Source organism: Streptomyces phaeochromogenes (assembly GCF_001418655.1).
Taxonomy (GTDB): domain Bacteria; phylum Actinomycetota; class Actinomycetes; order Streptomycetales; family Streptomycetaceae; genus Streptomyces; species Streptomyces phaeochromogenes.
The window spans coordinates 1-12449 of the sequence record NZ_LIQZ01000040.1 but is presented as its reverse complement, the minus strand read 5'-3'; the positions used below and the strand labels follow the sequence as shown (position 1 = coordinate 12449).

Annotated in this window: 10 protein-coding genes; 2 read left to right on the top strand and 8 right to left on the bottom strand. The window is 71.3% G+C overall.

Annotated features, from left to right (window positions below):
• Positions 1 to 138 precede the first annotated feature (138 nt).
• From AOK17_RS06215 to AOK17_RS06200, 4 genes are all read right to left on the bottom strand, one after another.
• The gene (locus AOK17_RS06215; RefSeq protein ID WP_055611298.1) at positions 139 to 2370 is read right to left on the bottom strand and encodes a protein kinase domain-containing protein; all 2232 of its coding nucleotides are present in this window, start codon (positions 2368 to 2370) and stop codon (positions 139 to 141) included.
• A 1-nt stretch (position 2371) separates the two neighbouring features.
• On the bottom strand, positions 2372 to 4219 hold the full coding sequence (locus tag AOK17_RS06210; protein ID WP_055611297.1) for a protein kinase domain-containing protein: 1848 nt from the start codon (positions 4217 to 4219) through the stop codon (positions 2372 to 2374).
• A gap of 131 nt (positions 4220 to 4350) precedes the next feature.
• Entirely contained in the window at positions 4351 to 5883 is a 1533-nt protein-coding gene (locus tag AOK17_RS06205; RefSeq protein WP_055611296.1) for an alpha/beta hydrolase, read from the bottom strand.
• Positions 5884 to 5993: 110 nt separating this feature from the next.
• A complete protein-coding gene (locus AOK17_RS06200) occupies positions 5994 to 6641 on the bottom strand; it encodes a TetR/AcrR family transcriptional regulator (protein WP_055611295.1) in 648 nt (215 codons plus the stop codon).
• Positions 6642 to 6840: 199 nt separating this feature from the next.
• Here AOK17_RS06200 and AOK17_RS06195 point away from each other — a divergent pair, with 199 nt between their 5' ends.
• Together AOK17_RS06195 and AOK17_RS06190 are read left to right on the top strand one after the other, a co-directional pair.
• A complete protein-coding gene (locus AOK17_RS06195) occupies positions 6841 to 7872 on the top strand; it encodes a medium chain dehydrogenase/reductase family protein (RefSeq protein ID WP_055611294.1) in 1032 nt (343 codons plus the stop codon).
• Between the two features lie 146 nt (positions 7873 to 8018).
• Positions 8019 to 8414: a nitroreductase/quinone reductase family protein gene (locus tag AOK17_RS06190; RefSeq protein ID WP_055611293.1), complete on the top strand. Its 396-nt coding sequence runs from the start codon at positions 8019 to 8021 to the stop codon at positions 8412 to 8414.
• A 403-nt stretch (positions 8415 to 8817) separates the two neighbouring features.
• Here the strand turns inward: AOK17_RS06190 and AOK17_RS06185 are convergent, their stop codons facing one another.
• From AOK17_RS06185 to AOK17_RS06170, 4 genes are all read right to left on the bottom strand, one after another.
• Complete coding sequence (locus AOK17_RS06185; protein ID WP_063997172.1) at positions 8818 to 9306, bottom strand: hypothetical protein; 489 nt, start codon at positions 9304 to 9306, stop codon at positions 8818 to 8820.
• A gap of 315 nt (positions 9307 to 9621) precedes the next feature.
• Positions 9622 to 10353: a TetR/AcrR family transcriptional regulator gene (locus AOK17_RS06180; protein WP_055611292.1), complete on the bottom strand. Its 732-nt coding sequence runs from the start codon at positions 10351 to 10353 to the stop codon at positions 9622 to 9624.
• Positions 10354 to 10478: 125 nt separating this feature from the next.
• Positions 10479 to 11378 (bottom strand): SDR family NAD(P)-dependent oxidoreductase, encoded by a 900-nt coding sequence (locus tag AOK17_RS06175; RefSeq protein ID WP_055611291.1) that lies wholly within the window; start codon positions 11376 to 11378, stop codon positions 10479 to 10481.
• Positions 11379 to 11431: 53 nt separating this feature from the next.
• On the bottom strand, positions 11432 to 12187 hold the full coding sequence (locus tag AOK17_RS06170; protein ID WP_055611290.1) for an SDR family oxidoreductase: 756 nt from the start codon (positions 12185 to 12187) through the stop codon (positions 11432 to 11434).
• Positions 12188 to 12449 lie beyond the last annotated feature (262 nt).

The following is a 12449-nucleotide window of genomic DNA, read 5'->3' as shown; positions in this document are numbered from 1 at the left end:
GAGGACTGCGCCGGTCCCCGCGGGGCGTAAAGACTGCGCAGTTCCCTGCGCCCCTAAAAACTGCGCCGGTCCCCGCGTCCCTTAAAGGACTGCGCCGTTCCCCGCGTCCCCAAAAAGACTGCGCCGTTCCCCGCGCCCCTATGGGGCGCGGTCGGGGCTTGCGGAGAAGGCCGTGTCGCCTGCGACGGCTACTAGCGCGTCCTTCACCAGTAGCGTGCTTGGGATTCGGTTTTCCGCCGAGGTGCCCGGGTCGTTCAGCTTGTCGGTGGTCCACTGGACGGTGCCGGTCTTGCGGTCGAGGGCGAGCAGGCGGCCGTAGCGGTTGGCGAAGTAGAGGTGGTCGTACTTCGTGGACAGGACCGGCGACGACAGGTTCTCGATCTGTGTGCCCTTCTGCCACAGCCGGGCGCCGTCGTCGGCCCCCGTCGCGGTGACGGTTCCGTCGGGGCGGACGAAGTACACGGCGGTGCCGACGAGGGCGGGCAGGCCGCGCGGGGTGCCCTTGAGGGGGACGCGGATGACGTCGCCGTTGTCCGGGTTCACCTGCAGCAGTGCTCTGTACGGCTCGTCCCGGCCGTTGTCCGACTGGGACTCCTCGCTCTGCCGGAGGGCGAACAGCGGCTGCCCGCCGACCGCGCCGAGCGGCTCCGCGAGCAGGGGCAGCTCGGCGAGCTCCCGCGCCGTACCGTCGGCCGGGGCGAGGCGCAGGAAGCCCGCGTCGCCCTTGAAGGGGTCGTCCTGGTTCACGCAGATTCCGTAGGGGGCACCGCCCAGGACCGTCGGGGCGCAGGCGGTGCCGGCCGACGACTTCGCCGGGGTGCGCCACAGGTCCTCGCCCGTCTTCGGGTCGAGGGCGACGAACTCCTCACCCTCGCCCGACATCGCCAGCAGGCCGCCGTCGAACAGGACAGCGGGGTGGCCTGCGTCGATCGTGCGGGTCCAGACACGCTTCCCGCTGTCGGCGTCGACGCCGACCAGCTCCTGGGTCGAGTACACCGAGTCCTCGTTCGGCTGGACGTGCGTGTAGACGATCCCGTCCCGGACACCGAGAGGACGCGCGGCGGCCTGCGAGTTGCTGCCGAACCGCCATTTCACGCGGCCCGAGGCGGCGTCGATCCGGGCGACCGTGAAGCCCGTCCCCGCGCAGTACAGGAAAGTTCCGCCGGAGACACAGCCGGAATCCACGCTGTCCACGTTGGTGGCCAGGGACTCGTTCTTCACCGCTCGGGTGAGGTCCGTCCGCCAGGGCCGCCAGCCGGCGGGCAGCGCGGGCGAGGCGGAGGCGCCGGCCCCGGACGCACGGTCGCCGTGCCCGCCCTCGGTGGTGTCCGGACTCGACACCAGGTGGTAGACCGGCACGGCCGCCGCGGTGACGGCCAGTGCCGCGCCGAGCACGAGCAGGCGACGTACCCGGCGTCCGCGTCCGGCGGCGCCCGTCGCGGTCGTGTCGGCAGCCGTCGTGTCAGCAGTCGTCGTGGCGGCGGGCCCACGGGGGACGTTCCCGTTCCCCGGCACGCTCGGCAGGTGCGCCACGCCCGGCCCGGCGGGGGCAGCTGTGTCCGGCAGGGAGCCGAACAGCCCCTGCAGTTCGGCCAGTTGAGGCCGGGCGGCCGGGTCCTTGTCCAGGCAGCGCTCGATGATGCCCCGCAGCGGCTGCGGGACTGCGTCCAGGGACGGCGGCTCGTTCATCACCTGGTAGCCCGTCACATACGGGCTGCCGCCGTCGAAGGGGCCGTTGCCGGTGGCCGCGAACACCAGGAGCGAGCCCAGCGAGAAGACGTCGGAGGCCGCGGTGACGTCCCGGGGCGAGGCGAACTGCTCGGGGGACATGAAGGGCGGGGTGCCGATCAGCCGCCCGGTCACGGTGAGGGCCTGGCTGTCGGCGGCGCGCGAGATGCCGAAGTCGATGACGCGCGGGCCGTCCCCGGCCATCAGGACGTTGCTCGGCTTCAGGTCCCGGTGCACCACACCGGCCCGGTGGATGTCCCTCAGCGCCTCGACGAGCCCCAGCGCGAGCGCGCGAAGCTCGCGCCCGCCCAACGGCCCTTCCTTGTCCACCATTTCGGACAGCGTTCGGCCCGGCACGTACGAAGTCGCCATCCAGGGCAGTTCGGCGTCCGGGTCGGCGTCCACCACCGGGGCGGTGAACGCCCCGCTCACCCGCCGGGCCGCCGCGATCTCCTGCCGGAACCTGGCCCGGAACTCCTCGTCCAGCGCGTACTGCGCGTGCACGACCTTGACCGCGACCTTCCGCCCCGAGACCGAACGCGCCAGGTACACGACCCCCATGCCGCCGCTGCCCAGCCGGTCGACGAGCTCGTAACCGCCTATGGACCCGATGGCCCCCGGCTCCCCGGCGTGCCTCGGCATGCTAGGCGCCTCCTGCGATGCGGGCCTGCTGGAGGTTCGTGAGCCGTCGCACGAAGAAGATGGCCAGTACGGCGGTCACGACGCCGATGACGTTGGCCGCCTGCGAGGTGACGATGGTGTCCGTGGCCGCGACGGCGAGGTCCCTGTCGTACCAGCTGGCCCACGAGTCGTTCGCGTACGCCAGGAAGTAGGCGAGCCAGAACCACCACCACGTGTGCAGGAGCCACCGGCCGGCGCCGGCCGGCCTGCCGGTCGTCGCCGTCCAGATGTCGTTGCCGATCTGCTTGGGCATGTAGAAGTTGACGACCGGGATGAACCACGAACCGGCCGCCATCCCGGACGCGTGGCGGATGTGGCCCGGCGCGAAGGCCTCGGCGTTGCCCCGGCTGCGCTGGAACCAGAACGCCCACACGATCACCACCGGGATGCCCACGAACACGGTGAGCACCTCGGTCCCCAGCGACGCGACGCTCAGGTACTTGTAGTCCTCGATGAGGTCGGTGGCGGACGTACTGGCCGCCGCGGAGAGCCGGGAGTAGGCCACCCCGAGGACAGCGATCCGCAGCAGCAGCGGCACGACGAAGAGGGCGAGCAGGAGGGCCAGGGCGATCGAGAGCCCACGGGTCGAGCGAGGGGTGGGCACACGGGAGCCGTAGGCGGGAGCGGAGAAGTGCGGGGCCCGCAGATGCCCCGGGGGCGGGCTGTGCGGGTGGAGGCCCCCGGGGAGCGGGCCCTGCGGGTGGAGGCTGCCGGGCTGCGGGCTCTGCCACGAAGGCGCCGTCGGGGAGTAGGCGAGGGGAGGGCCGAAGCCCGGTACGGGGCTCGCTGCCGGTATGGGACCGGATGCCGGTGCGGGGCTCGGTATCCGCACAGAGGCGCTCGCCCCGGACACGGGACTCGACGCCGGCGCGGGGCCCTGCGGGTCCTCGCTGTCCAGGAGGCGTACGGCGTGTCTGCCCAGCTCCGCCAGCACCTCGCCGGGCAGCCATGCGCCGCCCCTGCCCCCTCGGCCTACCGGTGCGCCCGGCATCTCCTCGGCCGACGCCAACAGCGTGTCCAGGGAGGGCCGTTGGGCAGGGTCCTTCGTGAGGCAGGCCGCGATCAGTCCCTGCCACGCCTCGGGTACGCCCTCGAGATCCGCCTCCTCCTCCGCGATACGGAAGAGCAGCGAGTGGATCCCGCCCTCGGCTGTACCGAACGGCAGCCGTCCCGTCGCGGTGTACGCCAGCACGGCACCGAGGCAGAAGACATCGCTCGCGAACGTCACCCGCTCCCCGCGTACCTGCTCGGGCGCCATGAAGCCCGGGGACCCCACGAGGGCCCCGGGCTTGGTGAGCCCGTCGGCGGACTGCACGGCCGTGTCGAGGGCGCGCGCGATGCCGAAGTCGATGACGCGGGGCCCGTCGATCGTCACCAGCACGTTGGAGGGCTTGAGGTCGCGGTGCACGAGACCCGCGCCGTGGATGGCCTGGAGCGCGCGGATGAGCCCGATCGCCAGCGCGCGCACGGACTTCGGGGGCAGCGGTCCGTACTGCTTGTCCACCACCTCGGCGAGCGAGGGACCGGCGACGTAGCCGGTGGCGACCCAGGGCGTCGGCGCCTCGGTGTCGGCGTCGAGCACGGGCGCCGTCCAGTCGCCGCCGACCCGCTGGGCCGCCTTCACCTCCTGCGCGAAGCGCCGCCTGAAGTCCGGCTTGCGGGCCAGCTCCTCCTTGACGACCTTGACCGCGACCGTACGGCCGCGCTCGGAACGGGCCAGATACACCCGCCCCATGCCGCCTTCACCGAGTCTGCCGAGCAGTCGGTAACCGCCTATCCAGCCCGGATCTGCCGGGTCCAACCCGTCCATGCGTGCTCCCTCTCCCCCGGCGGCGCGTTCGCCTGAGGATAGGGGAGGGACGTGAGTGACGTGTGGGAGACCGGTGTCTGTCGGCGGGCACGTTCCGGTCAACAGTCCCGTTCCCAACGGCAGTTCCGTGCCTATCGGCAGTACGTGTCCCTGGCGGGCCGTTCCCCCGTGGCCAGGTAGCGGGTGACGGCCGCGTCCCCGCAGGCGTTGCCGTTGCCGAGGTAGGCGTCGTGTCCGGTGGCGTTCACGGTCACCATGACGGCGCGTTTGCCGAGGGCGGCGCGGAGTTCGCGGGCGCCGGCGAGCGGGGCTGCGGGGTCGCGCTCGTTCTGGACCATGAGGACGGTGGAGGGCCCGCGGTCGGTGATCCGTACCGGGTCCTGCTTCGGCGGATACGGCCAGGCGGCGCAGAGGGTCGCGTTCCTCGGCATTCCGGCGGTCAGCGGGTACTTGGCTCGGCTCTCGTCGACCTCCTTCTGGTAGCGGGCGGCCGACGCGGGCCACTTCCCCTCGTTGCAGAAGGTCGCGGAGGCGACGGCGAGTCCGTTCTGCAACAGCGCCTCCGGGGGCGGCTCGGGCGCGGGCGGGACGGTGCCCTTCCGGGCGGCCAGGATCAACCGGGCCGCCGCCGGGAAGCCCTCGGGGTCGTAGAACGCGTCGAGCAGGCTCTGCCGCAGCACGTTGCCGTTCAGCTCGGCCGGATTGGCGCCGGGCCAGGGGATCGGCTCACGGTCGAGGCGCGCGGCGAGCCGCAGGAACATCGGCCGCACCTCGGCCGCCGTATCGGCCGGCCGGTACGGATTCCCGGGCGCCGAGGCCCACTTGGCGAACTCGGGGAAGACGTCCTCGACACCCTGCTCGAACCCGGCCCACAAGCCGCGGGCGACCTGACCGTCGTGGGCGTCCGCGTTGGCGTCCAGATTGCTGTCCAGGACGAACCGGTCGGTGCGGTGCGGGAACAACTCGTTGTAGACGGCGCCGAGATACGAGCCGTACGAGACGCCCCAGGCGGACAGCTTCCGCTCGCCGAGGGCCGCCCGGATGCGGTCGACGTCATGCGCGTTGGCGACGGTGTCGATGTGTCGCAGCAGCTCCCCGCCGTTGCGCTCGCAGGCGCCGGCCATCCTCCGGGCGGCGGTCATGTTCCCCGCGACGGACCCGTCCGGGCCGACGGGCCACGGCCGGAACGCGGTCGCAGCCAGGTCCCGCTGCTCGAACCCGCAACTCACCGGCGCGGACCGCCCGTTGCCCCGAGGATCGAACACGACCAGGTCGTACGCCTCCCGCACCTCCCGCGGCAGCGTCCGCGCCTTCGCGGACTGCTCTTCGAGACTGCTGCCGCCGGGCCCTCCGGGGATCAGCAGCAGGACCCCGCGGCGTACGGCCGGTTTCTCGCTCCGGATGCGGGAGACGGCGATACCGATCTTCTCGCCCTCGGGGTCGGCGTAGTCCATGGGCACGTCGGCGGTCGCGCACTCCTGCCGGGGGCCGAACCCGCTCCCCTCGCACTTCGACCAGTCAAGTGGCTTGGCCCATAAGGCGGTTGGGGCGGTCGAAGCGGTCGCGGTGAGGGGCAGGGTGAGCCCGAGCACCACGCCGGAGACGGCGGTCAGGGCGATGTTTCGCTTGCTCTTCTTTGTCTTCTTGGTCTTCGTCTTCGTCATGGGAAGAGCCTCGCGAAGCCGCGCCGGCCCGCCCATCCGGCCACCCGGCCTGTCCGCACGGCGGTTTCCCGAACCGGCGGCATCGCGGGAGATGACGTGGCGTGGTGTGGTCAGCGGCTCAGCAGGTCGTCCAGTTCGGCCGCGTACAACAGCGCGGGGTCGAAGCCCATCCCGTTGAAGTGACCGGCGAGTTCGAGGGACAGAACGCCGTGCAGCCGGGTCCAGAGGGCCAGGCCCCGGTGGAGGGCCGCGGGCGGGGCGGGGTGGCCGGCCGCCCACTGGCGGTGGCTTTCGAGGTGGGTGTCGAACGGCGTCGCAGGGCCGTCCGAGGGCAGTGCGGCGCAGGCGTCGAGCAACGTCGCCATGATGCCCTGCGCGATTCCGGTGACGTCGTCCGGCGCTTGGTAGCCGGGCACGGGTGTGCCGTAGATGAGGAAGTAGCGGTGGGGGTCCGCGAGGGCCCACTCGCGCAGGGCGTGCGCGAGCGCGGTGAGGTCGGCGCCGGATTCGGCGGCCGTCCTGAGGGTGTCGGCGAGGCTGCCGTACGCGTCCCTGATCAGCTCGGTGATCAGCTCGTCGCGGCCGGCGAAGTACCGGTAGAGCGCGGGGCCGCTCATACCCATCTGCTTGGCGATCGCGTTGAGGGAGAGCGCGGTCGCGCCGGCCGTGGCGATCTGCTCCCACGCGCGTTCCTTGATCTCCGTACGCACCTGGGTGCGGTAGCGCTCTCGCGGGGTCGTCGTACCGGTCTCCGCCATGACCTGCCGCCTTCCGTACTCGTGGGGACGCTCGCTGGCTACATGCTCAAGATTTAGTTAGAGGCTATCACTGAAGCTCTTGACGTCACGCTTCTCGTGGAGTTATAACTTCTAACAGAAGCGAGAGCGAGTAACCGACTGAGTGGCTCACCGAGTGACTCACAGCGGAACCCGAACACAGAGCGCAGTGGAGGAAGTCATGAACGCCGAAGCACTCGTCGAGGTCGTCCTGCCGGGCAAGGTCGAGCCGGAAGGGCTGGAGATCCGGCACGGAGCAGTCCCCGTCGCGGGCCCCGGTCAGGTCGTGATCCGGATGGAGGCGACCGGCGTCTCCTTCGCCGAGCAGCAGATGCGCCGAGGCCGCTACTACGACCAGCCGGCGTTCCCCTTCGTCCCGGGCTACGACCTGGTCGGGACCGTGGCCGCGACCGGCGAGGGCGTCGAGCCGGGCCTGGCCGGCACCCGGGTGGCCGCACTGGTCAAGGTCGGCGGCTGGGCCAGCCACGTACTCGTCGACGCGGCGGACGTCGTGCCGGTGCCCGACGGGGTCGGCGCGGCGGAGGCCGAGACGCTGGTGGTCAACGGCATCACGGCCTGGCAGATGCTGCACCGCAAGGCCCGCGTCCGCGCCGGGCAGACCGTCCTGGTGCACGGCGCCAACGGCGGCGTCGGCTCGGTCCTCGTCCAGCTCGCCCAGGCCGCGGGCGCGAAGGTGATCGGCACGGCGTCCGCGCGCCACCACGACGCGCTGCGGGCCCAGGGCGTCATCCCCGTCGACTACCGCACCGAGGACATCCCCGCCCGGGTCCGTGAACTCGCCCCCGGCGGAGTGGACGCCGTCTTCGACCACGTCGGCGGACGCAGCGCGATCGACTCCTGGCACCTCCTCGCGCCCGGCGGCACGCTCGTCGCCTACGGCAGCGCCTCCACCCGGGACGACGAGGGCTCCAAGCAGCTGCCCGTGCTCAAGCTGCTCGGCCGGATCTGGCTGTGGAACGCGCTGCCCAACCGCCGGCGCGCCTACTTCTTCAACATCTGGGCCGGCCGGGCCCTCGCCAAGAACCAGTTCCGGGCCCGGCTGCACGCCGACCTCACCCAGGTCCTCGCGGCCCTCCAGCGCGGCGACATCACCGCCCGGATCGCCGCCCAACTGCCGCTCTCCCGCGTCGCCGACGCCCTGCGCCTGGCCGAGTCGGGCACCGTCGCCGGAAAGATCGTGCTGAACCCGTAGACACGTACGCTGCCACCGCCAAGGCCGCCACCCCGGCGACCCGAGCCGGCCGGCCGAGCTCTATCCTCACGACCGGCCGACCGCAGGACCGGCCGACCGACCGACGGCCTCGGCCGACAACCGCCCAGGACGAGGATCCCAACGACATGTCGCGCCTCCACGAGACCAAGTTCCGCGTCATCACGAAGATCCAGCGGTGGGTGGTGAACCCGGTGTCCAGACTGCTGCCGTTCCAGACGCTGTTGGAGACCACCGGCCGCAAGTCGGGGCTGCCGCGGCGGACTCCGGTCGGTGGGCGGCGGGTCGGCCAGGAGTTCTGGATCGTGTCCGAGTACGGCGAGAAGTCGCAGTACGTGAGGAACATCCAGGCGAACCCGAGCGTCCGGGTCCGCGACAAGGGCCGGTGGCACCACGGCACCGCCCACTTGCTGCACAACGACGACGCCCGCACCCGTCTGAAGTCCCTCCCGCGCATGAACAGCGCCGCGGTCCGAGCGGTCGGCACGAATCTGCTGACGGTGCGGGTGGATCTGACGGACTGAGCGTCTGAGCGCAGTCGGGTCCGGCTGGAGACCGCGTCGAGATAGGCCTCCGGGCCAGGCGCCGACGATGCACCCGCGCCCGGCTATGACGGCCAGGCCTGTGAATCAGTGCCGTACGCAGTCTTCGCGCCAGTCGCCCGGCCGAACTTGACGGCTACGGCCGCGTGGGCAACCGCAGCGTGCGCACCGGCGCGGGGACGGAGCCGTCGCCTACGGTCCTACTATCCCCCGCCGGACGACTGGCTCCGCACCCGCATCCCGGCACAGCCGCTACCCGGTTGGGGCGGATACGCCGGACATACGCTCGTTGGCACACGAGAAGGCCCGGGCCACGATACCGGCCTCTCTGATCAGACCAACCCGGGACCACATCATCAGCGCCAGCTGCCGTGAAGCGTGGTGCTCAGCAGCCCCGCGTGTAGGGGGTAAGCACGCCCATTTCCATGTACCCCACGTCGGAGTTGGGGTGCTCCCAAACGATCCAGCCAATCGCCGCGACACAGTAGTTCGCCGTGCCGGTCACACCAACGGGACCAGCGTGGTAAGCGTAGTTGCCCTCATCCGCTCTGGGAGACACGGTTCCGTCGCATCGCTTGCCTTCGCCCGATCTCTGCGAGCATCGCATGATCTGAACATATGTGCTGGCTTTGACGCCGACGGAGGGACCGCGATGATAGAAGCAGGCGCTGTTGGTACCGCCGTTGCTGCTGTTGTAGTAGATGACCAGCTCTCCGATGATGGTGTCGCGGCCGGGGATCCGGATGTCCTCACTGTGAGTGATGGTTCCAGAGCAGGACGTGGCGGCTTGTGCGGGGGTTGAGACGAATAGGTTGACGCCTATGAGGGTGGCCAGGGTGGCGAGCGAGACTAGCGCGCGACGGAGCAAGTGCATGTGATTCCTCTCTGAATTAAGTGATCATCGGAAGTGATCACGCGTCAGAATATGGGTTCACCCGTATCGCAGTGCGTCATTGTCGGATCTCCTGCATCCCCGATCCTCTGAACCAGCCGCTCCGATGCGCTGACCAGCGCTGGCAGCCCAAGGGTCACCCCTTGCCCGCCGACTGGAGAGGGGAGGCACGGTACTCGGCCGCCCCGCCAATATCGGGCGGGCTGGAAAGTCCAACACGTCGGCACCGAATTCGTGACCTGGTTCGAGGGCCGACCCGCAGTTCTGGCGAAGGTTGCGGAGCCGACGGGAGAGCTGCTAGCTCCGAGGCCCGTTCGATAGACGGTCCAGCCACTCCGTGAGTAGGGCGTCCTCGGCCGGGCTGAGCACCGGGACCGGGGAGCGGCGAAGGAGGGCGTTCAGGCGGGCCGCGGTCGCCGGGACCTGGGCCGGGACCTGCGCCTGGTCAGGCGCGCCCGGTGTCTCCGTCCCGAGCTGCGCCGTCACCTCCGGCATGAAGACCGAGGCGTGGACCCCGTCCCGTACCCGGCGGGACACCGACTCGTCGGTGAACGTCGCCGGGCGGGAGACCAGCATCAGGGCCACACCGACGTTCGCGGACATGATGATCTGGGCGGCCAGCTCGGGGGCGAGACGCAACTTGCCCTGTTCCGCGGCTCGTTGGAGGTCCGCCGTGAGGATGCGGTGGGACTCCAGGGCCGCCGCCGGGGGCTTGCGCATCGCCGGGGAGTTCATCAGGCGGTACAGGTTCGGGTTGTGCAGGGCGAACTCGACGTGGGTGTCCCAGCCGTCCCGCAGATCCTGGACGGGGTCCGTGCCGGGGGCGCGGTCGCGCTTGGTCGCGAGGTACTTGTCCCAGCCGTGGTCGACGACCGCCGACAGGAGGCCCTCCTTGTCCCCGAAGTGGCGGTAGAGGGCCGGGGCGCCGACCCCTGCCGCCTCGCACACGGCCCGGGTGGAGACGTCCCCGTCCGGCGACTCGGCGACGAGGGCCGCCGCCACTTCGAGAATGCGCGCTTTCGTACTCACGGGAGCGACGCTAACCGACGCGGTCCGGGCCGATGCGGGGCGGGCTGTCGTCGTGCCGACCGCTGCCCTGCTCACCGCTGCCTTACCCATCGCTGCCGTACGGGCCGATGTCTTACGGGCCGTGGTCACGCGGCCGTCCCGTGCGGGGCGAGGAGGTCGTCCAGGCCTATACGGGTCAGGAACTCGGCGCGGATACGGTCCGCGACCCGGCTGACCTCCTCCGACCCGTCGTTCGCGGGGTCGACGTGGACCCGGAAGGGCCGCTCGCCGAGCGGGGTGTCGACGACCTCGACGATCGCGTCGGCCACCAGGGAGGCGGGGGCGTCGGCGGGCGCGAGGGCGGCGAGGCGCTGGGCGACCTGGTCCATCAGGCCCGCGTACCGCTCCTCGTACGCGGGCAGGACCGCCTGCTCGGCCGGGTGGCCGCCGGTCGCGAAGTGGTTGGTGCCGGAGGTGAAGGCGCCGGGCACGACGATGGTCGTCTCTATGCCGAAGCGGGCCAGCTCGGCGGCGTACGACACCGCGAGCGCGTCCATCGCGGCCTTCGCGGCGAAGTACGGCGCGAGGTAGGGCGGGGTGCCGCCCCGGGTCGAGGTCGAGCCGATCCAGAGCACCAGGCCCTGTTCCTGGGCGCGCAGGTGGGGCAGCGCGGCGCGGTTGACCCGCTGGGTGCCGAGCACGTTCGTGTCGTACACCGCGGCCAGTTCCTCGGGGGTGAAGGCCTCGGTGGGGCCGGTCACCATGTGGCCCGCGTTGTGGACGACCACGTCCAGCGCGCCGGCCGCGGACAGGACCGTGGCGACGGCGGCGTCCGCGGACTCCTGCGAGAGGACGTCCAACTCGACCGTACGCAGGTCCACTTGGTGCTCGGCCGCGTACGCCTCGGCCTCCGCGACGCGGCTCGCGTTGCGCCCTGCCGTGTCGCGCATCGCCGCGTAGACCGTGTGACCCGCGTCGGCCAGCGCCCGCGCGGCGAGCGCGCCGAATCCTGAACCGGCGCCCGTGATGACGATCGTCTTGCCCATGACGGAACTCCTGAGAAGAGAGGAGGGAAGGGGGAAGGAAGTGGGGCGGGGGCTTATGCGATGCCGCCGTTGGCGCGGAGCACCTGGCCGTTGACCCAGCGGCCGGCCGGGCCGGCGAGGAAGGACACGACGCCGGCGATGTCGTCCGGGGTGCCGAGGCGCTCCAGCGGGGGCTGGGCGGCCATCCGCGCGATGGTCTCCTCGTCCTTGCCGTCCAGGAACAGGGCGGTGGCGGTCGGGCCGGGGGCCACCGCGTTCACCGTGATGTCCCGGCCGCGCACCTCGCGGGCCAGGATCAGCGTCATGGCCTCGACGGCGCCCTTGCTGGCGGCGTACGCGCTGTAGCCGGGGATGGCGAGGGCCAGCACGGAGCTGGAGAAGTTGATGACCGCGCCGCCCGTGCGCAGCCTGCGCACGGCCTGCTGGTCGACGACGAACGTGCCGCGGATGTTCGTGCGGTGCATCCGGTCCAGGGCGTCGAGGTCGAAGTCGGCGAGCGGGGCCAGGGTCATGACGCCGGCCGCGTGGACGACCACGTCGACCCCGCCGTACGTCGACTCCGCGACGTCGAAGAGCGCCGCCACCTCGGTCTCGTCCGCCACGTCGGCCCGGAAGGCGAGCGCCTGGCCGCCCGCCTCTGTGATCGCCGCGACGGTCTTGTCGGCCTCGGCCTGATTCCCCGCGAAGTTCACGACGACGGCGAAGCCGTCTCCCGCGAGGCGCTCCGCGGTCTCGCGGCCGATACCGCGGGATCCGCCGGTGACGATCGCGACGCGGGTGGGGGTGCCTGTGCTGGTCTGGTCACTCATGACGGTGCTCCTGTCGTGGCGGGGGAGCGGGTTTCACTCCCCGACAGAAACAACGCTAACACCGATTCCGTAGCATCGCTACCTTTGACCGTAACGTCGCTACGGTGTCGTGGTCCGGACTAGGTTTCGCCCCCGCCGCCCCTACCCATTCCCGTCCCTTACTCAGGGGCTCCGCCCCCGAACCCCCGCTCCTCAAACGCCGGAGAGGCTGAAAGATTGCGCAGTTCCCCGCGCCCCTGGGTTTTTAGGGGCGCGGGGAACT